This window comes from Streptomyces sp. NPDC048269 (genome assembly GCF_040652395.1).
Taxonomy (GTDB): domain Bacteria; phylum Actinomycetota; class Actinomycetes; order Streptomycetales; family Streptomycetaceae; genus Streptomyces.
On sequence record NZ_JBEZLW010000005.1, the window covers coordinates 1 to 23,229 of the forward strand.

16 protein-coding genes and 1 pseudogene are annotated in these 23,229 nt (G+C 70.9%); 10 read left to right on the forward strand and 7 right to left on the reverse strand.

From position 1 onward, the window contains the following. Positions 1-122: 122 nt before the first annotated feature. Positions 123-608 (reverse strand): ribose-5-phosphate isomerase, encoded by a 486-nt coding sequence (locus AB0D48_RS07205; RefSeq protein ID WP_362391730.1) that lies wholly within the window; start codon positions 606-608, stop codon positions 123-125. A 217-nt stretch (positions 609-825) separates the two neighbouring features. Here AB0D48_RS07205 and AB0D48_RS07210 point away from each other — a divergent pair, with 217 nt between their 5' ends. After that, positions 826-2,262, forward strand: coding sequence for an amino acid permease (locus AB0D48_RS07210; RefSeq protein ID WP_362391732.1), 1,437 nt, complete (start codon positions 826-828; stop codon positions 2,260-2,262). A 75-nt stretch (positions 2,263-2,337) separates the two neighbouring features. Here AB0D48_RS07210 and AB0D48_RS07215 read toward each other — a convergent pair whose 3' ends face one another. Further along, positions 2,338-2,922 carry a biotin transporter BioY gene (locus AB0D48_RS07215; RefSeq protein WP_362391734.1) on the reverse strand — a complete coding sequence of 195 codons (585 nt, stop codon included), beginning with the start codon at positions 2,920-2,922 and terminating at the stop codon, positions 2,338-2,340. Positions 2,923-3,206: 284 nt separating this feature from the next. Here AB0D48_RS07215 and AB0D48_RS07220 point away from each other — a divergent pair, with 284 nt between their 5' ends. After that, a complete protein-coding gene (locus AB0D48_RS07220) occupies positions 3,207-4,604 on the forward strand; it encodes an amino acid permease (RefSeq protein ID WP_362391736.1) in 1,398 nt (465 codons plus the stop codon). Between the two features lie 60 nt (positions 4,605-4,664). Here the strand turns inward: AB0D48_RS07220 and AB0D48_RS07225 are convergent, their stop codons facing one another. Continuing rightward, positions 4,665-5,447, reverse strand: a complete 783-nt coding sequence (locus AB0D48_RS07225) for an SDR family oxidoreductase (RefSeq protein WP_362392274.1) — start codon at positions 5,445-5,447, stop codon at positions 4,665-4,667. 181 nt (positions 5,448-5,628) lie between these two features. Between AB0D48_RS07225 and AB0D48_RS07230 the strand changes: the two are divergent. Beyond that, a pseudogene (locus tag AB0D48_RS07230) lies at positions 5,629-7,049 on the forward strand (amino acid permease). Positions 7,050-7,305: 256 nt separating this feature from the next. Continuing rightward, complete coding sequence (locus AB0D48_RS07235) at positions 7,306-7,962, forward strand: superoxide dismutase (RefSeq protein WP_362391738.1); 657 nt, start codon at positions 7,306-7,308, stop codon at positions 7,960-7,962. 127 nt (positions 7,963-8,089) lie between these two features. Here the strand turns inward: AB0D48_RS07235 and AB0D48_RS07240 are convergent, their stop codons facing one another. Beyond that, positions 8,090-8,737, reverse strand: a complete 648-nt coding sequence (locus AB0D48_RS07240; RefSeq protein ID WP_362391740.1) for a DsbA family protein — start codon at positions 8,735-8,737, stop codon at positions 8,090-8,092. 138 nt (positions 8,738-8,875) lie between these two features. Here AB0D48_RS07240 and pepN (AB0D48_RS07245) point away from each other — a divergent pair, with 138 nt between their 5' ends. Together pepN (AB0D48_RS07245) and AB0D48_RS07250 are read left to right on the forward strand one after the other, a co-directional pair. Continuing rightward, entirely contained in the window at positions 8,876-11,431 is a 2,556-nt protein-coding gene (pepN, locus tag AB0D48_RS07245) for an aminopeptidase N (protein WP_362391743.1), read from the forward strand. 289 nt (positions 11,432-11,720) lie between these two features. Next, positions 11,721-12,680, forward strand: a complete 960-nt coding sequence (locus AB0D48_RS07250) for a hypothetical protein (protein WP_362391745.1) — start codon at positions 11,721-11,723, stop codon at positions 12,678-12,680. Here the strand turns inward: AB0D48_RS07250 and AB0D48_RS07255 are convergent. Both AB0D48_RS07255 and AB0D48_RS07260 read right to left on the reverse strand, forming a co-directional pair. Next, the gene (locus AB0D48_RS07255; RefSeq protein ID WP_362391747.1) at positions 12,656-13,564 is read right to left on the reverse strand and encodes a pyridoxamine 5'-phosphate oxidase family protein; all 909 of its coding nucleotides are present in this window, start codon (positions 13,562-13,564) and stop codon (positions 12,656-12,658) included. The two genes, AB0D48_RS07250 and AB0D48_RS07255, sit on opposite strands and share 25 nt — an antisense overlap. Continuing rightward, a complete protein-coding gene (locus tag AB0D48_RS07260) occupies positions 13,564-14,022 on the reverse strand; it encodes a VOC family protein (RefSeq protein ID WP_362391749.1) in 459 nt (152 codons plus the stop codon). The genes AB0D48_RS07255 and AB0D48_RS07260 overlap by 1 nt, the downstream gene beginning before the upstream one ends. A 121-nt stretch (positions 14,023-14,143) precedes the next feature. On the opposite strand from AB0D48_RS07260, the gene AB0D48_RS07265 reads away from it, so the two are divergent. The 3 genes from AB0D48_RS07265 (at position 14,144) to AB0D48_RS07275 (ending at position 19,588) form a co-directional block, all read left to right on the forward strand. Then, positions 14,144-14,704 carry a CGNR zinc finger domain-containing protein gene (locus tag AB0D48_RS07265; RefSeq protein WP_362391751.1) on the forward strand — a complete coding sequence of 187 codons (561 nt, stop codon included), beginning with the start codon at positions 14,144-14,146 and terminating at the stop codon, positions 14,702-14,704. 273 nt (positions 14,705-14,977) lie between these two features. Continuing rightward, on the forward strand, positions 14,978-18,301 hold the full coding sequence (locus AB0D48_RS07270; RefSeq protein ID WP_362391753.1) for a S8 family serine peptidase: 3,324 nt from the start codon (positions 14,978-14,980) through the stop codon (positions 18,299-18,301). A 258-nt stretch (positions 18,302-18,559) separates the two neighbouring features. After that, positions 18,560-19,588 carry an aspartate-semialdehyde dehydrogenase gene (locus AB0D48_RS07275; protein ID WP_362391755.1) on the forward strand — a complete coding sequence of 343 codons (1,029 nt, stop codon included), beginning with the start codon at positions 18,560-18,562 and terminating at the stop codon, positions 19,586-19,588. Positions 19,589-19,643: 55 nt separating this feature from the next. Here the strand turns inward: AB0D48_RS07275 and AB0D48_RS07280 are convergent, their stop codons facing one another. After that, a complete protein-coding gene (locus AB0D48_RS07280; protein WP_362391757.1) occupies positions 19,644-20,144 on the reverse strand; it encodes a DUF1203 domain-containing protein in 501 nt (166 codons plus the stop codon). 138 nt (positions 20,145-20,282) lie between these two features. Here AB0D48_RS07280 and pepN (AB0D48_RS07285) point away from each other — a divergent pair, with 138 nt between their 5' ends. Beyond that, positions 20,283-22,883, forward strand: a complete 2,601-nt coding sequence (gene pepN, locus AB0D48_RS07285) for an aminopeptidase N (protein ID WP_362391759.1) — start codon at positions 20,283-20,285, stop codon at positions 22,881-22,883. Positions 22,884-23,229: the final 346 nt, after the last annotated feature.

Below are 23,229 nucleotides of genomic sequence, written 5' to 3' on the forward strand. Positions count from 1 at the left end.
GAACGCGCCTAGGCTCCTCGGACTAAACTCCTGACTGTTTACTTGTTACTCACAACTGCCAACTGCCAACACCAATCACCCCGGCCGTGCCGCCCCCGGGGGCGGCACGGCCGGAAGCGGAATCAGCCCTGCGGGTGGTGGGCCGGGATCGGGGGCAGCTCGCCGGTCTGCTCGTAGGCGGAGAGCATGTCGATGCGGCGCGTGTGGCGCTCCTCGTCGGAGTACGGGGTCGCCAGGAAAGCCTTGATGAAGCTGACGGCCTCGTCCTGCGTGTGCATCCGGCCGCCGACGGAGATCACGTTGGCGTTGTTGTGCTCGCGGCCGAGCTTCGCGGTCTCCACGCTCCAGGCGAGGATGGCGCGGACGCCCTTGACCTTGTTCGCGGCGATCTGCTCGCCGTTGCCCGAGCCGCCGATCACGATGCCGAGGCTCTCGGCGTCCGCGGCGGTCTTCTCCGCGGCGCGGAGGCAGAACGGCGGGTAGTCGTCCACCGCGTCGTAGATGTGGGGCCCACAGTCGACGGGCTCGTGGCCGTTGTTCTTGAGCCAGTCCACCAGGTGGTTCTTGAGCTCAAAGCCGGCATGGTCGGATCCGAGGTACACGCGCATGGGACGAGTGTGGCACGAGGGGGCCCGGCGGCCCGCAGCGGGTGTCGCGTAAGTCACTTCTAAAGCTCAAGTAAACCCAAAGAGCGCAGATGGGACAGGGGGACGAAGGTCCTGGACGTTCGTCCCTACGCAACGATCCGGATTGGGGTCTTCCGCCCTGCGTTCATCTCAGGTTTGAATGCCGGGGCTCGCAACCCGAGAACCTAAGGATCCGTCCATGAGCTCCACGACGACCCTTCAGAAGGAAGGCGACCCCGCCGGCAACACCGGTGACGGTCAGCCCTCCGACGGTCTGAAGGCCGGTCTCAAGAACCGCCACCTGTCCATGATCGCCATCGGCGGCGTCATCGGCGCCGGCCTCTTCGTCGGTTCCGGTGGCGGCATCGCCAAGGCCGGCCCCGCCATCCTGATCTCCTACGCGCTGGTCGGCGCGATGGTCGTCTTCGTGATGCGGATGCTGGGCGAGATGGCCGCCGCCAGCCCGAACTCGGGCTCCTTCTCCGCCTACGCGGACCGCGCGCTCGGCCGCTGGGCCGGCTTCTCCATCGGCTGGCTGTACTGGTTCTTCTGGGTCGTGGTCCTGGCCGTGGAGGCCACCGCCGGTGCCTCGATCCTGGAGGGCTGGATCCCGGCCGTCCCGCAGTGGGCCTGGGCCCTGATCGTGATGGCGGTCCTGACCGCCACCAACCTCGGCTCCGTGGCCTCCTACGGCGAGTTCGAGTTCTGGTTCGCGGGCATCAAGGTCGTCGCCATCGGCGCCTTCGTGATCATCGGCATGCTGGCCGTCTTCGGCGTGCTGCCGGGCTCCGACAACCCGGGTGCGGGCTTCGCCCACCTGACCGACGCGGGCGGCTTCTTCCCCAACGGCTACGGCGCCGTCCTCACGGGCGTGCTGATGGTCGTCTTCTCCTTCATGGGCAGCGAGATCGTCACGCTGGCGGCCGGCGAGTCGGAGAACCCCCGCAAGGCGGTCACCCAGGCCACCAACTCCGTCATCTGGCGGATCGGCGTCTTCTACCTCGGCTCGATCTTCATCGTGCTGACGCTACTCCCCTGGAACGACAAGTCGATCACCGAGAAGGGCTCGTACGTCGCCGCCCTGGACTCGATCGGCATCGCGCACGCCGGCACGATCATGGAGGTCATCGTCCTGACCGCCGTGCTGTCCTGCCTGAACTCGGGCCTCTACACCGCCTCCCGCATGGCCTTCTCGCTCGGTGAGCGCGGCGACGCCCCGAAGGCGTTCGCCAAGGTCAACTCCCGGGGCGTTCCGGTGGCCGCGATCCTGGGCTCCACGGTCTTCGGCTTCGTCGCCGTCTACTTCAACTACGCCTTCAAGGACACGGTCTTCAACTTCCTGCTGAACTCCTCCGGCGCCATCGCACTCTTCGTGTGGCTGGTCATCTGCTTCACCCAGCTGAGGATGCGCGGGATCCTGGTCCGCGAGGCCCCGGAGAAGCTGACCGTGAAGATGTGGCTGTTCCCGTGGCTGACCTGGGCCACCGCCGCACTGATCACGTTCGTGATCGGCTACATGTTCGTGGACGACGCCAACCGCGAGGTGGTCACCCTGTCCACCCTGGTCGCCGGCCTGGTCGTGGCCGTCGGCGTGGTGCTGGACTTCCGCCGCAAGCGGGCCGCACTGCAGGGCTGACCCCTGGTCGCGTACGTACGACGGAGCCCGGCACGCCTCACAGGCGGGCCGGGCTCCGGTCATTTCGGGGACGGCTCAGCCGCGGCGGCCCGCCAGCTTCCAGGCGGCCGGCAGGGCGCCCATCGCCAGGGCGGCCTTGAGCGCGTCGCCGATCAGGAACGGGGTCAGGCCCGCCGCGACGGCGGCGCTCAGGGACATGCCGGTGGCGGCCATCAGGTACGGCACGCCCACCGCGTAGATCACCGCGGAGCTGAGCACCATCGTGCCCGCCGTACGCGCCACCGAGCGGTCGGCACCGCGCTGCGCGAAGGCTCCGGCGAGGGTGGCGGCGAGCAGCATGCCGAGCACGTACCCGAAGGAGGCGCCGCCCGCTCCGGAGGTGCCATCCGCGAACCACGGCACGCCGGCCGTGCCGAGGAGGGCGTACAGCGCGAGCGCGAGGAAGCCGCGGCGGGCGCCGAACGCGGTGCCTACGAGCAGCGCCGCGAAGGTCTGACCGGTGACCGGGACCGGGGAGCCGGGGACGGGCACGGCGATCTGCGCGGCGAGCCCGGTGAGCGCGGCTCCGCCGGCGACGAGCGCGATGTCGCGGACGCGGCTCGCGGGCAGCAGATCGGCGAGGACGGCGCCGGGCCGGAAGGAGACGGAAGCGGTGCTCATCGGAGGCTCCGGAAGATCGTGATGACAGGACGATCACCGACGTTAGTCCGCGGCGCGGCGCCGCCCCACCGCTGCCCGACACAAAGGCATACTCCCCGGTTTGGTGGAGACCGCACAAAGACCCTGCCCCACACCCCCGTCGGCGTGATCCGCGTCACGGGGCAGATCCGACAGCACATCCGTTTTGCACGGAAGGCCGCCGCCCGGTGAGACTGTAGGGTCCCGCCAATCCTGATGCGGAGCCTCTACCGCCGCTGGGCCGAACGAGAGTACGAGCACCCCTCATGCGCGACCGCCTGCCCGAAGCACCTCCCCTGACGGGCGACCTGCCCGCCGAACCCCTCAGTCACAGCCTCAAGCAGCGCCACCTGACCATGCTGGGCCTCGGCGGCGTGATCGGCGCCGGGCTCTTCGTCGGCTCCGGCGCCGGCATCGGCATCGCCGGTCCGGCGATCATCTGCTCGTACCTGCTCGCGGGCGTGCTCGCGATGCTGGTGATGCGGGCGCTCGGCGAGATGTCGGCCGCCATGCCCGCGTCCGGCTCCTTCTCGGTGTACGCGGAGAAGGCCCTGGGCCGCTGGGCCGGATTCTCGGCGGGCTGGCTGTACTGGTTCCTGCTGGTCGTGGTGCTCGCCGTGGAGGCGACCGGCGCCGCGAAGATCGCGAACGGCTGGGTGCCGTCGGTCGACCAGTGGGTCTGGGTGCTGATCTTCATGGTGGTCTTCACCGCGACCAACCTGACGGCCGTGCGGAACTTCGGCGAGTTCGAGTTCTGGTTCGCCGCCCTGAAGGTCGGCGCGATCGTGCTGTTCCTGATCCTCGGCACCCTCGCCGTCTTCGGCGTGCTGCCCGACACCGACCCGGTCGGCACGGCCAACCTCACCGGCCACGGCGGCTTCTTCCCGGCCGGCATCGGCGGGGTCGTCGCCGGCATGCTCGCGGTCGTCTTCGCCTTCGGCGGCCTCGAGGTCGTCACCATCGCGGCCGCCGAGTCGGACGACCCGGCCCGGTCCGTGGCCCGCGCCGTGCGCAGCGCGGTGTGGCGCATCCTCTTCTTCTACGTCGGCTCGATGCTGATCATCGTGACCCTGCTGCCGTGGGACTCGCTGAAGCCGGGCGAGAGCCCGTACGTGGCCGTCCTCGACTCGATCGGCATCCCGGCGGCCGGCCAGATCATGAACATCGTGGTGTTCGTGGCGCTGCTCTCGGCGCTCAACGCGAACCTGTACGGGTCCTCGCGCATGGTGTTCTCGCTGGCCGAGCGCGGCGAGGCGCCGAAGGCGCTGCTGAAGGTCTCGGGCGGCGGGGTGCCGCGCCGAGCGGTGTTCGCCTCGGTGGCCTTCGGGTTCGTGTCGGTGGTGCTGAACCTGCTGTGGCCGGACACGATCTTCCTCTACATGCTCAACGCGGTCGGTGCGGTGCTGCTGTTCGTGTGGGCGCTGATCGCCGTCTCGCAGCTGAGGCTGCGCCGCGTGATCGAGCGGGACATGCCGGAGCGTCTGACGTTGCCGATGTGGCTGTTCCCGTACGCGACGTGGTTCGCGTTGCTGGGCATGGCGACGGTGCTGCTCCTCATGCTGTTCGACGACTCGGCCCGGCCGCAGCTGCTGTGGTCGTCCGGCGCGGCCGCCCTTGTCCTCGTGGTGGCCTTCGTCCGGGAGCGGCGCACCCCGAAGTCCTGACCCGCCGCGGCCCACGAACCGTGCGAAGCCCCCCGCGCACCCGGCGGGGGGCTTCGCGCGTCAGGTGCGCAGGTAAGAGGCACCGTTGACGTCGAGAACGGTGCCCGAGCTCCAGCGCGCGGCGGGCGAGGCCAGGTACAGCACGGCGGCGGCGACCTCCTGCGGCGTGCCGACCCGGCCGAAGGGGCTCTGCGCGCGGATCCGCTCGCCCTCCTCCCCTTCGAGCCGCCCGGCGACGCGCTCGGTGGCCACGAAGCCAGGCGCCACGGAGGCCACGGCGATGCCGTGCGGGGCCAGGGAGACGGCGAGCGACTGACCGAGCGCGTGCAGGGCCGCCTTGGTGGCTCCGTAGGCGGGGTGGTCGGGCTCCCCCCGGAACGCCCCGCGCGAGCCGATGTTGACGACGCGGCCCTCCCGCCGGCCGGCAATCATGCGGCGGGCGACGCAGTGGGAGAGGTTGGCCGGGGCGAAGAGGTTCACGGCGGCCGTCTGCCGCCACGCCTCCTGCCAGTCGGCGTACGAGGTCGTGGGCAGCGGGTGCGCGAGCATCACGGCGGCGTTGTTCACGAGGACGTCGATGCCGCCGAGCGCCTCCTCGGTCTCGGCGGCGAGGGCTTCCACGCGGGCCGGGTCGCCGAGGTCGCCGGTGACCAGTACGTGGCCCTCGCCCGGCAGGTCCGCGAGGGTCCGCTCGACGTCCGCCTGTCGGGCCGTGCAGTGCACCGCGACCCGGTCGCCCTGCTCGGCGAAGGCGGTGGCGATGGCCCGCCCGATCCCCCGGGAGGCCCCGGTGACGAGCACCCCCCGGTCCGTTGCGGCCAATTCCCGTACGCCGTGGTCCATTCGGTCGCCCACCGGTTCCCCTGTCGTCGCGTCAGCCGCGTCCTGTCGGCAGCGTACGGGGACGATCACGGCCGGTCATCCGGACGTCCGCATACCGGACATCAACCATCCGAAGATCGGACAGGGATGAGACTGGGGCAGCTCATCACGTCCCACCGCACACCGGACAGGCACACCCTCAATGCGCCAGAGCACCCTGACACCCCCCGACCCGCGGCAGACCGACACCGGATCCCCCCTCGGCAACGGGCTCAAGCAGCGCCACCTCTCGATGATCGCCCTCGGCGGTGTCATCGGCGCCGGACTCTTCGTCGGCTCCGGCGCCGGTATCGCCGCCGCGGGCCCCTCCATCGTGCTGGCGTACGCCGCCTCCGGGCTGCTGGTGATGTGCGTGATGCGGATGCTCGGCGAGATGTCCGCCGCCGACCCGGCCTCCGGCTCCTTCTCCGTCCACGCCGAGCGGGCCATCGGCCCCTGGGCCGGGTTCACCGCCGGCTGGATGTTCTGGACGCTGCTGTGCGTGGGGGTGGCCATCGAGGCCATCGGCGCGGCGCACATCATGACCGGCTGGTTCCCGGGCACCCCTTCCTGGATGTGGGTGCTGGTCTTCATGGCGGTCTTCTGCGGGTCCAACCTGGCGGCCGTCTCGAACTTCGGCGAGTTCGAGTTCTGGTTCGCCGCCCTCAAGATCGGGGCCATCGGGCTCTTCCTGGGCCTGGGCGTGCTGGCCGTCCTGGGTGTGCTGCCCGGCACCGGCTCCCCCGGCGCCGCCAACCTGATGCACGACGGCGGCTTCCTGCCCAACGGGGTGGACGGCCTGCTGGTCGGGCTGCTGGCCTCGGTCGTCGCGTACGGCGGACTGGAGACGGTGACCATCGCGGCCGCCGAGTCCGACGACCCCGTCAAGGGCGTGGCCAGGGCCGTGAAGACCACGATGTGGCGGGTCGCGATCGTCTACGTCGGCTCCATGCTGGTGATCGTGACCCTGCTCCCGTGGAACGACCCTGCGGTCACCGCCGACGGCCCGTACGCCGCCACCCTGGACCACCTGGGCATCCCTGCCGCCGGCCAGATCATGAACGTGGTCATCCTGGTCGCCCTGCTGTCCGCGATGAACGCCAACATCTACGGCTCCTCGCGCATGGCCCACTCCCTCGTCTCCCGCGGCCAGGGCCCGAAGGCGCTGGGCAAGGTCACCGGCCGCGTGCCGCGCCGGGCCGTGCTCGCCTCCTCCGGCTTCGGCTTCGTCACCGTGCTGCTGTCCTACTGGCACCCGGACACCCTCTTCGCCTGGCTGCTGAACATGGTCGGCGGGGTCGTCCTCGTCGTCTGGGGGTTCATCGCCGTCTCGCAGTTGGTGCTGCGCCGCCGGCTGGAGCGCGGGGCTCCCGGCAAGCTGGTCGTGCGGATGTGGGGCTTCCCGTACCTGACCTGGGTGGCGCTGGCCGCAGTGGCCGGGGTGCTGGTGCTGATGGCCCTGGGCGAGGACACCCGTACCCAGGTGGTCTTCCCGGCGGTCTGACCGTCGCCCTCGCGGCGACCGGCTCGGTGATGCAGAAGCGTGCGCTCCAACGCCGGGCCGCGGCGTGCGAAGCGATGTGACACCACCGCCCGACGGCACGTCGGAGGCCGGGCCCGTGTGATCGCACGGGCCCGGCCTCCGACGTTCCCGCGCCCTCCCGGAGGTCCCGGAGATCCCGGACGTCCCGGAGATCCCGGACGTCCCGGAGATCCCGGAGGTCCCGGAGATCCCGTCAGAAGGCAACCCTTACGTGAGCCGCTGAATAGATACTGCTAGCGTGCAGTTGCGCATTAGTCGCAACAAGCGATTGGCACGCCGAGGGGACCGGACACACGCATGGCCATCTACACGCTTCCTGAGCTTCCGTACGACTACGCGGCGCTGGAGCCGGTGATCAACCCGCAGATCATCGAGCTGCACCACGACAAGCACCACGCGGCCTACGTCGCGGGCGCCAACACCACGCTGGAGCAGCTGGCGGAGGCGCGCGACAAGGAGAACTGGGGCGCACTGAACGGCCTGGAGAAGAACCTCGCCTTCCACCTCTCCGGCCACATCCTGCACAGCATCTACTGGCACAACATGGCCAGCCCGAAGACCGGCGACGGTGGCGGCATCCCCGACGAGAAGGACGGCCTGGGCGAGCTTCCGGCCGCGATCACCGAGTCCTTCGGCTCCTTCGCGGCGTTCAAGAAGCAGCTGACCTTCGCGTCCTCCGCGACGCAGGGCTCCGGCTGGGGCGTGCTCGCGTACGAGCCCCTCAGCGGCCGCCTGATCGTCGAGCAGGTCTACGACCACCAGGGCAACGTGGGCCAGGCCTCCGTGCCGATCCTGGTCTTCGACGCCTGGGAGCACGCCTTCTACCTGCAGTACAAGAACCAGAAGGTGGACTTCATCGAGGCGATGTGGAACGTCGTCAACTGGCAGGACGTGGCCGGGCGCTACGCCGACGCCAAGGCGAACACCCCGCTGCTGATCCCCGCCAAGGGCTGATCAGCACCCCGTAAGCCCGTCCGCCCCGTGATCGTCTTCTCAACTTTCGCGTGCGGGCGTGTCCACCGGAAGGCCCCCTTGAGGACGTGACTCAAGGGGGCCTTCCGCGTCCGCGCACTCTCCCGGACTACTCGAAGGAGGGGCCCTCGGTGCGGGTGCGCTTGATCTCGTAGAACCCGGGGGTGGAGGCGACGAGCAGGGTGCCGTCCCACAGCCGGGCGGCCGCCTCGCCGCGCGGGGTCGGGGTGACGACCGGGCCGAAGAAGGCCACGTCGGCGCCGTCGGCGCCGGGTACGGAGATCACCGGGGTGCCGACCTCCTGACCGACGCGGTCGATGCCGTTGTTGTGCGAGGCGCGCAGCACCTCGTCGTACTCGTCGGAATCGGCGTAGGCGAGCAGCTCGGCCGGCAGGCCGACCTCCTCCAGCGCGGCGGCGATGACCTCGCGGGTCGGGCCCAGGTCGTCGTTGTGGATGCGGGTGCCGAGCGCGGTGTACAGCTTGCCGGTGATCTCCGCACCGTGCTTCTGCTGGGCGGCTATCACCACGCGTACGGGGGCCCAGCCCTTGGGGCCGAGCAGCTCGCGGTAGACCTCGGGCAGCTCGTCGAGCTTGTTCTCGTTGAGGACGGCCAGGCTCATCACGTGCCAGCGGACCTCCACGTCGCGGACCTTCTCGACCTCCACCATCCATCGCGACGTCATCCAGGCCCAAGGGCAGAGCGGGTCGAACCAGAAGTCGACCGGGGTCTTCTCGCGCACCTGGGTGTCGGTCATGTCTCTCCTCAGTCCTGGTCCTCAACCGGAAAAAGGCGCCACCGGCTCGCCTTCCACGTCGCCAACCAGGCAGGAGTCGCGCACATTCCCCGTGGGAGGATTCTTCACAAGAACGCGATCACGCACGAAGGAGTGCAGGTGCCCGGAGAGAATCTGTCCCGCGACGAGGCCCGCGAGCGGGCCGAACTGCTGTCCGTCGACGGGTACGAGGTGGTCCTCGACGTCAGGTCCGCGGTGGACGAGGCCGAACCGGCCGAGGGTCCCCGGACCTTCCGTTCAGTGACGACCATCCGTTTCCGGGCCGCGGCCGGCGGCTCCACCTTCGCGGACCTGATCGCCCCATCGGTGAACTCCGTGACCCTCAACGGGCGCCCGCTGGACGTGTCCGCCGTCTTCGACGGGGCGCGGATCGCCCTGGACGGCCTGGCCGCCGAGAACGTCCTGGTGGTGGACGCGAACTGCGCGTACAGCCGGACGGGCGAGGGCATGCACCGCTTCGTGGACCCGGAGGACGGCGAGGTCTACCTCTACACCCAGTACGAGCCCGCGGACGCCCGGCGGGTGTACGCGAACTTCGAGCAGCCCGACCTGAAGGCGCCGTACCGCTTCGAGGTGACCGCGCCCGAGGGCTGGCAGGTGTGGAGCAACGGCGCGGAGGAGTCCCGGGAGGCCGGGGTCTGGCGGTTCGCCGAGACCCAGCCGATCTCCACGTACATCACGTGCGTGGTCGCGGGCCCGTACCACTACGTGACGGACTCCTACACGCGCGGGGACCTGACGATCCCGCTCGGCGCGATGTGCCGCAAGGGGCTGGCGAAGCACTTCGACGCGGACGACGTCTTCCTGGTCACCAAGCAGGGTTTCGACCTCTTCCACGAGCTGTTCGACTACCCGTACCCCTTCGGCAAGTACGACCAGGCCTTCGTGCCGGAGTACAACCTGGGCGCGATGGAGAACCCGGGGATGGTGACCTTCCGGGAGGAGTACATCTTCCGCGGCAAGGTCACGCAGGCCTCGTACGAGCGGCGCGCGAACGTGATCCTGCACGAGATGGCGCACATGTGGTTCGGCGACCTGGTCACCATGAAGTGGTGGGACGACCTGTGGCTGAAGGAGTCCTTCGCGGACTTCATGGGCTCCTTCGGGCTGGTGGAGGCCACCCGCTTCGACCAGGCGTGGGTCACCTTCGCCAACAGCCGCAAGGCGTGGGCCTACCGCGCCGACCAGCTGCCGTCCACGCACCCGGTCACGGCCGACATCCGTGACCTGGAGGACGCGAAGCTGAACTTCGACGGGATCACGTACGCCAAGGGCGCGGCGGTCCTCAAGCAGCTGGTCGCCTATGTCGGGCGGGAGGCGTTTTTGGACGGCGCGCGGCGCTACTTCAAGGCCAACGCGTACGGGAACACGACCCTGGACGACCTGCTGTCGGTGCTCGCGGAGGTCTCCGGGCGGGACATGGCCGAGTGGTCGCGCGCCTGGCTGCAGACGGCGGGCGTGAACGTGCTGACCCCGGTGGTGACCTGCGACGCGGGAGGGCGCGTGACGGAGCTGGCCGTGGTCCAGGAGGGCGACGAGCTGCGGCCCCACCGGGTCGCGGTCGGCCTGTACCGGCTGGAGTCCGACGGCACCCTGGTCCGCTACGCGCGGGCCGGGACGGACGTGTCGGGCGCGCGGACCGTGGTCGCGGAACTGGCGGGCCGGGAGCGGCCCGACCTGGTCCTGGTCAACGACGAGGACCTCACGTACTGCAAGATCCGCTTCGACGAGACCTCGCTGGCCACGCTGCGGGCGCACCTGGGCGACCTCACCGATCCGCTGGCGCGGGCGCTGAGCTGGTCGGCCCTGTGGAACCTGACGCGGGACGGGCTGATGCCCGCGCGTGACTTCGTCTCGCTGCTGCTGGCGCACGCGGGGCGGGAGACGGACGTCGGCGTGCTGCAGATGCTGCACGCGCAGGCGCTGACCGCGGTCAAGCACTACGCGGCGCCGGACTGGCGCGAGCAGGGCGGCCGGGAGCTGGCGGCGGGCGCGCTGCACGAGCTGCGGCTGGCGGAGCCGGGTTCGGAGCACCAGCTGACCTGGGCCCGCTTCTTCGCGGCGAGCGCGGCGACGGAGGGCGACTTCCAGCTGCTGCTGGGGCTGCTGGACGGCACGGCCCGTATCGACGGGCTGGAAGTGGACCAGGAGCTGCGCTGGGACTTCCTGCTGCCGCTGACCGCGCACGGCGCGGTGGACGAAGGCGTGCTCACCGCCGAACTGGCACGGGACGACACGGCGTCGGGCAAGCGGCACGAGGTGCGGTGCCTGGCGGCGAGGCCGTCGGCGGCGGTGAAGGACCAGGCGTGGGCGGCGGTGGTCGAGTCGGACGCGCTGTCGAACGCGTTGGTGGAGGCGACGATCTCGGGGATGCAGCAGTCCTCGCAGCGGGGGCTGCTGGCGGCTTACACCGAGCGCTACTTCGCGGTGATCGAGCAGGTGTGGGCGGACCGGTCGATCCAGATCGCCATGGACGTGGTGAAGGGGCTGTACCCCGCGCTGCAGGACTCGCCGTCCACGGTCGCGGCGACGGACGAGTGGCTGTCTTCGCACCCTTCGGCTCCGCCGGCCCTGCGCCGGCTGGTCCTGGAGTCCCGGGACGACCTGGCCCGCGCCCTGCGCGCCCAGTCCTGCGACGCGGCGGCGGGTAACTAGCCCGCGGGTCTGCTGCCGGGGTTCCGCCCCGGACCCTGCGCCTCACACGCAGGCGGGGCTGGACGTGGCTGATCCACCTCCGTCAGGCGTGTGAGGCGCGGGGGTTCCGGGGCCGGCCCCGGACCCGGCCCCCGTCCCCCGGCCCCCGTCCCCCGGCAACGGCACCGCCCGGCACGGGCGCACCCCATCGGCAGTCGAACGCCCGTACTTTAGCCCCGGCTTGTCCCGATTTGCCGACGGGCGTGTAACAGGGGTTAGCGCGGCCATGGCCTGAGGGAATCACCGCGTCATGAACCACAACGCACCCCTCCCCCTCACCCACCTCACCGGCAGCCGCCCCCGCGTGCTGACCCTCGCCCAGCTGCGCGAGCACGGCGTCACCGCCTCCGACGCGGCCGAGCGGCCCTGGCAGCAGATCCTGCCCGGGGTGTTCCTCCTCCACTCCGGGCCCGCGACCAGCGAGGAGCGGCTGCACGCCGCGCTGCTCTACGCAGGACGGCGCGGCGGCGAGGCCATGATCACCGGAATGGCGGCGCTCGCGCTGCACCGCTTCGCCTCCACGCCCCCGCTGCTCGCCCTCTCCCACATCGACGTGCTCGTGCCCGGCACCCGCCGGCTGCGCTCCACCGGGGACGTGCGCATCGTCCGCTCGCACACCCCGCCGCGCCCCCAGGAGGTGACGGGCCTGCCGGTGGCCCCCGTCGCGCGGGCCGTCGCCGACGCCGTCGGCCAGCTGTCCGACTCCGGCACCGTACGCCGCCTGCTCAGCGAGGCCGTCCGCGGCGGGCACTGCGAACCCTCCGCCGTCGTAAGGGAGCTGACGGTGGCCCGGCTGCTGAACCGCCCGCACGTGGTCGACGCCGTCGAGTCGCTGCTCGCCGAGGGCCGGGCCATGGCCGAGGACCGGCTCTACCACCTCGTACGGGGCCACGACCTGCCGGAGCCCGTGTGGAACGTGGACCTGCGACTGCCCGGCGGCCCGCACCTCGGCGGGGTCGACGCCTACTGGCCCGAGCACTCCGTCGCCGTGGAGATCGACACCCGCGCCCCGCGCCAGGGCGAGGACGAGCAGTGGTCCGAGTGCGTGCGCAAGCGGGAGACGCTGGAGCGGCTCGGGGTGACCGTCATCCACATCACCCCGCGCAAGCTCTGCGACTGGCCCGAGCAGCAGGCGTCGGTGGTCCGGACCGCGCTGACGGCGTCCGGCGACCGCGAGCCCGCCGCCTATCTGGTCGTGCTCCCCAGGTGAGGCGGCAGCGGCGGATTGGCCGGGGAGTACTCCGGGGCGCTCCACCGCAGCCGCCCCGGATGCACGCTCTCCACCACCGAGTCCACATGGAAGCGGACGCTCCGCTCCCCGTCGGCCCCGAACTCGGTCTCCGCCCGGCCACTGAGCTGGAGCACCGCACCGCTCTCCCAGTCCGGAAAGAGCAGCCCGGCCCGCGGATCGGCCGCCAGGTTCCCCAGCGTCAGGAACATGGCGTTGCCCGCATAGTCCGGCCAGGCCAGCTCCACCGGCGAGAGCACCTCGACGAATCCCGGCAGGCCGCCCCGGTGGCTGGCGTCGGCCCCGTCCGCCTCCGCCGTGGTGGCCACGAAGAAGGTGTCGGCCGCGCGGAGCGCCCGCTGCTGGCCCGGGGTGAGCGCCTCCCCGCGCCGCACGACACCGCCTCCCTCTGCCGCCAGGTCCAGCGGCTGCCGTTTCTGCAGGTACTTGGGGCAGTTCGCGAACACCTGCTCGGCCTGCACGGCGAACCCGTGCCCGGTGACTTCGAGGGTTCCGTTCAGCCGCATCCTGCGCCGGGTGCGCGGGTCGAGCGCGAGGGTGCCGACCCGGGTCCCGGCGGTGGCGAGCGCCTCCGCGAGGGGGTCACCGGCCGGTAGTCCGCCGGCGACCGTGATCCGGTCCGGCCCGGTGGCCCGCACGAAGCCCGGTGCCCCCGTGAGCATGGAGGCCCACATCCGTCCCGCACCGTCGGCGGCGCCGACGACCAGGTGCGGCTGGAGCCCCAGGAAGGCCGCGGCGACGTCCCGGATGCCGGTGCCGATCGAGCGGCCCACGTGCTCGGCGAGCTCCCGTACGCCGACCCGTTCCTGCACGGCCAGCGAACCCCGGTGGTATGCCCCGCCCATTAGAAGAACCCGCAGGTCGGAGCCCCGGATGTGGGAGCTTCAGCGCCCTCGGCACCGCTGGGGACGAAGACCTCCAGGCGGGTGCCGTCGGGGTCGTGGAAGAAGATCCCGCCGGAGGCGGCGCCCTCCCTGTGGGCGACCACTCCCTCGTACGCGAAGTCGACTCCCCTCGCCCGCAGCCGCTCCTCGTACTCCCGCACCTCCTCGATGGCGCCGGCCGAGAATGCCAGGTGGTGCAGACCGGCGGCGGCCGGGGCGAACGCGCGGTCGGCCTGCTGCCAGAGGGTCAGGACGAGCTCGCCGTCCTGGCCGAGGAAGGCGAAGCGGCGCTCCTCCTCCTTGCCTTCGCCGAGCACCTGGAAGCCGAGGGCGTCGCGGTAGAACGCGAGCGAGCGGTCCAGGTCGGTGACGTTCAGGCCCACGTGGCCGGTGCGGAGGGTGCTGATGGCGGCCGTCATGACGGTCCTTTCCCCAGAGGATGTCTCATGTTCTAACCTTCTAAATCGCGGTTAAAGGTTATGGGAGACATCGTCAACCGGTCACGTAGTCTTGAGTGGTTAGCGGCACCAGGAGGCGGACATGACGGCGGCGGACCCACGACCCCTGACCGGGGAGCCGGTCGCGCTCGACCTGCTGAACACGCGCTGGATGCGGGAGGGTGAGATCACCGACCTCTTCGCCGGGGCCTTCGGGCTGAGCCGGGTCGAGGGGCTCGCGGTCTGGCTGGAGAGCACCGGCCTGGCCGGCCGCTTCCGCGCGGACGCCCCGACCCTCGTCCACCTGCTGACCGCCCGCGAGGCACTGGCCCGCGCGGTGGCGGACCCGGCCGACGAGAGCGCGCGCGCCCTGGTCGACGCGGTACTGGAGCACGGCCGGATCCGAGCCACCCTGACCGCCGAAGGCCCGGGCGAGCGGACCGAGTTCGACGACCGGACCTGGGGTCCCGCCTGGACGGCCGCGCGGAACTACCTGGAACTGCTGGACTCCGCACCCGACCGGATCCGCGCGTGCGCCTCCGAGACCTGCGTCCTGCACTTCCACGACACTTCGCGCAACGGCACCCGGCGCTGGTGCTCGATGGCCGCCTGCGGAAACCGGGCGAAAGCCTCCCGCCACTACGCGCGCACGCGCGAGCGCTGAAAACCCGGAAGTTGTCACACCGGATCCCGAGCGGAGCTCAGGTCCAGTCCTGACGTGCAGTCGGGAAGTCTACAAATCAACTCATCAGCCCACTGGGTTCACCCCCGTCTGCCCCGGTACGGCCGCGTTGGCGGATACCCCGCACTGGCGAGAGTCCGCCATGGCAGGTCTCGGTCAATGACAAGCCTCCCCAAAGAGCTGTCGCGTGAGGAAAGCTGACCGGTCATCCGGCACCGAAATCCGGACCGTTTCTTTCACTTACCAGGGATGCTGATGACCCTCGAATCCCCTAGCTCCATACCCGGGGCCAGACGCGCGGCGCGCGTCGCGGCCGCGGCCGGCCTGGTCGCCGCCCTCGCGGCCACCGGCGCCGCGCCCGTGTTCGCCGCCTCGGGCGCCGACAACCCGGGCGCCAGCCCGGCGGTGAAGTCCGCCGATCAGAAGATCGGTTCGGCCGACGCCGAGCTGCTCCAGGAGGCCAAGGCCAAGGGTGACGCGACCGTCACCGTCATGGTCGCGACGGCCCCCGGCCAGACCAAGCAGGTGGCCGACCAGCTCGACGCCGTCCAGGGCGCCTCGGTGGGCCAGACGTACGACAAGCTCGGTTACGTCCGCGCCACCCTGCCCACCGGCAAGGCGGAGGTCGCGCTCAAGGCGGCCGCCAAGCTGTCCTCGGTGCACGGCATCGACCTGCGGCACGAGATCCAGCTGCCGGACCCGCGCCCCGACACCCACGGCGAGTCGGGCGCGGTCAAGAAGACCGCCGCCGAGACGTACGCGGCGCCGGACAAGAACACCCCGGCGAAGAACCCGTACAACCCGTCCTTCGAGACGGGCGCGGTCGACTTCGTCGCGAAGAACCCGCAGGCCGACGGCCGCGGCGTGACCATCGGCATCCTGGACTCGGGCGTCGACGTCAGCCACCCGGCCCTGCAGAAGACCACCACCGGCGAGCGCAAGATCGTCGACTGGGTGACGGCGACCGACCCGATCGCCGACGGCGACGCCACCTGGCGCGCCCAGATCACCCCGGTCACGTCCGCCGGCGGCGCCTTCACGGCGGGCGGCCAGAGCTGGAAGGCCCCCGAGGGCAGCTTCCAGTGGAGCCGCTTCAGCGAGTCGATCACCGCCAACGGTGACATGAAGGGCGACGTCAACCGGGACGGGGACACCACCGACCGGTTCGGCCTGCTCTACGACGTCGCCGCCGGCACCGTCCGCGTCGACACCGACCAGGACGGCGACTTCACGAACAACGAGCCGATGAAGCCGTACAAGGACGGCTACCAGATCGGCTACTTCGGCACGGACAACCCGGCGACCGACGTCGCCGAGCGCATCCCGTTCGTGATCGAGATCCGCAAGGACGTCCCGATGGACCCGCTGGGCGGTGACTGGGTCGGCAAGAAGGCCGACTTCGTCAACGTCGGCATCATCGAGTCCGAGCACGGCACGCACGTCGCCGGCATCACCGCCGCCAACAGCCTGTTCGGCGGCAAGATGAACGGCGAGGCGCCCGGCGCGAAGATCGTCTCCTCGCGCGCCTGCACCTGGTCCGGCGGCTGCACCAACATCGCGCTGACCGAGGGCATGATCGACCTCGTCGTCAACCGCGGCGTCGACATCATCAACATGTCGATCGGCGGCCTCCCGGCGCTGAACGACGGCAACAACGCGCGCTCCGAGCTCTACAAGAACCTCATCGACACCTACGGTGTCCAGCTCGTCATCTCGGCGGGCAACGAGGGCCCCGGTGTCAACACCATCGGCGACCCCGGCCTCGCGGACAAGGTCATCTCCGTGGGCGCCGCGGTCTCCCAGGAGACCTGGGCCGCCAACTACGGCTCCGGCGTGACGAAGAAGTACAACATGTTCCCCTTCTCCTCGCGCGGTCCGCGTGAGGACGGCGGGTTCACCCCGACCATCACCGCCCCCGGCGCCTCGATCAACACGATCCAGACCTGGCTGCCCGGCGCCCCGGTGAAGGAGGCCGGCTACAACCTGCCGGCCGGTTACGGCATGCTCCAGGGCACCTCGATGTCCTCGCCGCAGGCGGCGGGCGCCAGCGCCCTGCTGATCTCGGCCGCCAAGCAGCAGCACATCGCGCTGACCCCGGCGAGCCTGCGCGTGGCGCTCACCAGCACCGCGAAGAAGATCGCCGACGTCCCGGCGCACGCCCAGGGCTCGGGCCTGATCAACATCGTCGACGCGTGGGAGTCCATCCAGCGCGGCGCGAAGGCCAACGAGTTCACCGTCAAGGCACCGGTCGACACCGCGATCGACCAGTTCCTGAAGACCCCGGGCTTCGGCACCGGCGTCTACGACCGCGAGGGCGGCCTCAAGGTCGGCCAGAAGAAGGTCTACGACGTCGTCGTCACCCGCACCACGGGCGTCAAGTACGGCACCCGGCACAACCTGAGCTGGCGCAACAACGACGGCACCTTCAAGGTCATCGGCGGCTACGACTACGTCACGCTGCCGCTGAACAAGCCCGTCACCATCAAGGTCGAGGCCAACGCCAAGTCGGGCGGCGTCCACAGCGGCATCCTGCAGCTGGACGACGAGACCACCGAGGGCATCGACAAGCAGATCCTGACGACCGTCGTCGCGGCGACCCCGCTGGCGGCCCCGTCGTTCACGCTGTCGGACACCTCCTCCGTGCAGCGCAACAGCCACAAGTCGTACTTCGTGACCGTCCCGGCGGGCGCGAAGACCCTCGAGGTCGCCCTCGGCGGTCTCGCGGCGGGCAGCCAGACGCGCTTCATCTCGATCCACCCGTACGGTGTGGGCGTCGAGGACAGCGCGACGACCCAGTGCTACCCGAACTACGACAACCCGGCGAACACGTGCCGCCCCGACCTGCGCTCGTACGCCGACCCGCAGCCGGGCGTCTGGGAGATCGAGGTCGAGTCGCGCCGTACGTCGCCGCTGCTCGACAACCCGTTCAAGCTGGACGTCTCCGTGCTCGGCGCGGCCTTCGACCCCGAGGTCACGACCCTGTCCGAGGTCAAGATCGGCACCCCGGCGGCGGTCCAGTGGAACGTCAAGAACGCCGGCGCGGCCATCTCCGGCGGCAAGCTCAAGGGCGGCCCGCTCGGCACCGCGAAGGTCACCACGCCGACCATCGCCGCCGGTGAGACCCAGACCACCGAGGTCACCATCGGTGAGGGCGTCTCCAGCCTCGACATCCAGATCGGCAAGGTGTCCGACACCGCCGCCGACCTCGACCTCGAGGTCTACAAGGACGGCGTCAAGGTCGGCTCCTCCGCCGACGGCGACTCCGAGGAGGCCGTGAGCCTGGCCAACCCGGCCGCGGGCACCTACACCATCAAGGTGTTCGGCTACGCGATCCCGTCGGGCTCCACCACGTACGACTACCGCGACGTGTACTTCTCGGCCGCCCTGGGCTCCGTCCAGGTCGACGAGGCCGCCGCGGTGAACCTCGCCAACGGCGCCACCGCGCAGGTCTCGGCGAACGTCCTGGTCAACAGCGCGGCCCCCGAGGGCCGGCGCTTCTTCGGCCAGGTCCACCTGCTCAACGCACGCGGCACCGCCGCCGGCACCGGCAGCGTGAAGATCGAGAAGGTCCTGCCGTAGTACGAAACCCGCAGTACGAAACCGAAGGGCCGGTGCTCCTCAGAGCACCGGCCCTTCGGCTTTTTCCCGCACCAAACAGCTCTGACCTGGCAAAACGGGTGTTCGCGGGGCGCGCGGCATCCCCGCCGCGGACTCGCCACGGGGGTTCACATTCCGGACACCGTCCGTTCCTCGGACAATGGATTGGACAAGGCTCGTGGGGTCGAACGCATGATGGCCTCACGCGCGCCCGCGTCGTAGGTACCAGAAGGAGTCACCGTGAGGGTCGGAATCGTCGGAGCCACCGGACAGGTCGGCGGAGTCATGCGCGGCATCCTCGCCGAGCGGAAGTTCCCGGTGGACGAGCTGCGGCTGTTCGCCTCGGCCCGTTCCGCGGGCTCCACCCTCGAATGGGAGGGCCAGGAGATCACCATCGAGGACGCCTCGACGGCCGACTACTCCGGCCTGGACATCGTGCTCTTCTCCGCGGGCGGCGCCACCTCCCGGGCCCTCGCCGAGAAGGTCGCCTCGCAGGGCGCCGTCGTGATCGACAACTCCTCCGCCTGGCGCGGCCACCCCGAGGTCCCCCTGGTCGTCTCCGAGGTCAACCCGCACGCGGTCAGGAACCGCCCCAAGGGCATCATCGCGAACCCGAACTGCACGACGATGGCCGCCATGCCGGTGCTGCGCCCGCTGCACGCCGAGGCGGGCCTGTCCGCGCTGATCGCCACCACCTACCAGGCCGTGTCGGGCTCGGGCCTGGCCGGTGTCGCCGAGCTCAAGTCGCAGGCCTGCGCGGTGTCCGAGGCCGCCGACCAGCTGACCTTCGACGGCGGCGCGGTGGACTTCCCGGAGCCGGCCGTCTACAAGCGGCCCATCGCCTACAACGTCGTCCCGCTCGCCGGCTCGATCGTGGACGACGGCTCCTTCGAGACCGACGAGGAGCAGAAGCTCCGCAACGAGTCCCGCAAGATCCTGGAGATCCCGGAGCTCAAGGTGTCGGGCACCTGCGTGCGCGTGCCGGTCTTCTCCGGCCACTCCCTCCAGATCAACGCCCGCTTCGACCGCCCGATCAGCGTCGAGCGCGCCTACGAGCTGCTGAAGGACGCTCCGGGCGTCGAGCTGTCGGAGATCCCGACCCCGCTCCAGGCCGCCGGCAAGGACGCCTCGTACGTGGGCCGCATCCGCGCCGACGAGACGGTCGAGAACGGCCTCGCGCTGTTCCTCTCGAACGACAACCTGCGCAAGGGCGCGGCCCTGAACGCGGTCCAGATCGCGGAGCTCGTCGCCGAGGAGCTGCGCGGCTGACAACCGCTCGCACGGCTGGGGGGCGGCACCGCGACGGTGCCGCCCCCCAGCCGTGTCACGGCCTGCGCACCTCGAACTGGAAGCAGCCGAACTCGGCGGCCCGGACGTGCACGAGGGCGACCTCCGGGTCGTCGAAGGCCTCGTCCAGGGCCTGCCCGAGCACCCCGTCCGGGTCGTCGCCGAGGTCGAGCACCCGGCCGCCGAGGATGTGCCCCCGGGCGCTGTACCGCCGGGCGGTACGCCGCACGCCCGGCCGGGCGAACGGGTACGCCCCGCCCTCCGCGGGCCCGCCGCAGTCCTCGGCGTGGAGGAAGACGGGCCCCTGTTCGTCGTACGCGCCCGGATCCGCGCCGGTTTCGGCGGCCCACCGCCGCAGTGGTGCGTACGCGACGAGCGCGATGCGCTCACCGGCCGCGCTCGGCCGCAGGCAGCACCGCAGCGGCGCGCCGCCCTCGTCGTCGGTGTACGGGACGCAGTCACGCCCCGCGTCGTCACGTGCGCGGAGCTCCTCGAGCGCCGCCGCCCCGATGGGCCTCACCTGATGTCTGATGCTCATGCCCTCCAGCGTCCCCGTCGGCGGCTGCCGTGTCCGGCGGGTTTCCGACCTCGCGTTCGCCTGTGGGTTACTCCGAGGCGGTGGCCCGGGCCTCGTGGAAAGATGGCTGGCACCGTCACCATCGAAGGAGATGAACGCGTGCCAGGCACGAATCTCACCCGTGAAGAGGCTCAGCAGCGGGCGAAGCTGCTGACCGTCGACTCCTACGAGATCGAACTCGATCTCAGCGGCGCGCAGGAGGGCGGCACGTACCCGTCCGTGACCACCGTGCGCTTCCAGTCGGCCGAGGCCGGGGCCGAGACCTTCATCGACCTGGTCGCCCCGGCCGTGCACGAGGTCGTCCTGAACGGCAAGGCGCTGGACGTAGCGGGCGTCTTCCGGGACTCCCGCATCGCGCTGGCGGGTCTCGCGGCCGGGGCGAACGAGCTCCGGGTCGTCGCGGACTGCGCGTACACCAACACCGGCGAGGGCCTGCACCGCTTCGTCGACCCGGTCGACCAGCAGGCTTACCTGTACACCCAGTTCGAGGTGCCGGACGCGCGGCGGGTCTTCGCCAGCTTCGAGCAGCCCGACCTGAAGGCCACGTTCCAGTTCACCGTGACGGCCCCCGAGGGCTGGACGGTCATCTCGAACTCGCCGCGCGACATTTCGCAGGGGGCCGAGCCCAAGGACCGGGTGTGGGCCTTCGAGCCGACCCCGCGCATCTCCTCGTACATCACCGCGCTGATCGTCGGCCCGTACCACGCGGTCCACAGCTCCTACGAGGGCAAGGACGGGCAGTCCGTGCCGCTCGGCATCTACTGCCGGCCCTCGCTCGCCGAGTTCCTCGACGCCGACGCGATCTTCGACGTGACCCGGCAGGGCTTCGACTGGTTCCAGGACAAGTTCGCGTACGACTACCCGTTCGCCAAGTACGACCAGCTCTTCGTCCCGGAGTTCAACGCGGGCGCCATGGAGAACGCGGGCGCGGTCACCATCCGCGACCAGTACGTCTTCCGCTCGAAGGTGACGGACGCGGCGTACGAGGTGCGCGCGGAGACCATCCTGCACGAGCTCGCCCACATGTGGTTCGGCGACCTGGTGACCATGGAGTGGTGGAACGACCTGTGGCTGAACGAGTCGTTCGCCACCTACACCTCCATCGCCTGCCAGGCCTACGCGGAGGGCTCGAAGTGGCCGCACGCGTGGACCACCTTCGCCAACTCCATGAAGACCTGGGCGTACCGGCAGGACCAGCTGCCGTCCACCCACCCGATCATGGCGGACATCCGTGACCTGGACGACGTCCTGGTCAACTTCGACGGCATCACGTACGCCAAGGGCGCCTCGGTGCTCAAGCAGCTCGTCGCCTACGTCGGCATGGACGCCTTCTTCAAGGGCGTGCAGGCGTACTTCAAGGTGCACGCGTTCGGGAACACGCGCCTGTCCGACCTGCTGGGCGCCCTGGAGGAGACCTCGGGCCGCGACCTGGCCGCCTGGTCGAAGGCGTGGCTGGAGACGGCCGGCATCAACGTCCTGCGGCCCGAGGTCACCACCGACGACGCCGGCGTCATCACCGCCTTCGCCATCCGCCAGGAGGCCCCGGCCCTGCCGGCGGGCGCGAAGGGCGAGCCGGTCCTGCGTCCGCACCGGATCGCGGTCGGCCTGTACGAGCTCCAGGACGGCCGCCTCGTGCGCACCGACCGGATCGAGCTGGACATCGACGGCGCGCTGACGGCGGTGCCGGAGCTCGTGGGCCGCACCCGCCCGACCGTGGTGCTGCTCAACGACGACGACCTGTCGTACGCGAAGGTCCGCCTTGACGAGGTCTCCCTCGCCAACGTCACCGCGCACCTCGGCGACTTCACCGAGTCCCTGCCGCGCGCGCTGTGCTGGGCGTCGGCCTGGGACATGACGCGGGACGGCGAGCTCGCCACCCGCGACTACCTCGCGCTGGTCCTCTCGGGGATCGGCAAGGAGTCCGACATCGGTGTCGTCCAGTCGCTGCACCGTCAGGTGAAGCTGGCCATCGACCTGTACGCCGACCCTGCATGGCGCGAGGAGGGCCTGGCGACCTGGACCGAGGCCACGCTGGAGCACCTGCGGGCGGCCGAGCCGGGCAGCGACCACCAGCTGGCGTGGGCGCGTGCCTTCGCGGCCACGGCCCGCACCGAGGGTCAGCTGACCTACCTGTCGGCGCTGCTGGACGGCGCGGCCGAGATCGAGGGCCTGGTCGTCGACACCGAGCTGCGCTGGACGTTCCTGGAGCGTCTCGCCGCGACCGGTGTCGCCGGTGAGGCGGCCATCGCGGCCGAGCTGGAGCGGGATTCCACGGCGGCGGGCGAGCGCCACGCGGCGACCGCCCGGGCCGCGCGCCCGACGGCGGAGGCCAAGGCCGAGGCGTGGGCCTCGGTGGTGGAGTCCGCCGACCTGCCGAACGCGGTGCAGGAGGCGGTGATCGGGGGCTTCGTCCAGACCGATCAGCGCGAGCTGCTGGCCCCGTACTCCGAGAAGTACTTCGCGGCGGTCAAGGAGGTCTGGGACACCCGCAGCCACGAGATCGCGCAGCAGATCGCGGTGGGCCTGTACCCGTCCCTGCTGGTCTCCGAGGAGACCCTGGCGGCGACGGACGCGTGGCTGGCCTCGGCCGAGCCGAACGCGGCCCTGCGCCGTCTGGTCTCGGAGTCCCGCGCGGGCGTCGAGCGCGCGCTGAAGGCCCAGGCCGCGGATTCCGCCGCTGCCGCTGCCGCTCGCGCCTAGGCGCCTCCGGGGCCCTGCCCCACCCCCGCCGGAGGGACTGCCCCTCCGGCGGGTCTCGCACCCACGGGAGCAAGACCGTCCCGCAGGCGCGGCACCAAACCCAGCCCCGCCGGCGTTCGAGACGCGGGACCCGGGGCGAAACAAACCCAGCCCCGCCGGCCCCTGAGCACGGGGGCGAGGCGAAGCCGAACCCAGCCCCGCCGGCGTTTGAGGCGCGGGGTCTGGGGCGGAGCCCCAGGGGTTTGAGCCGCGCCGGCGATTGAGGCGCGGGGCCGGGCGGAGCTCGGGGAACGGGGGAAGGGCGGGTAGGGGAACGGCTCCGCGCAGCGGGTCGGGCGCGGCCCGG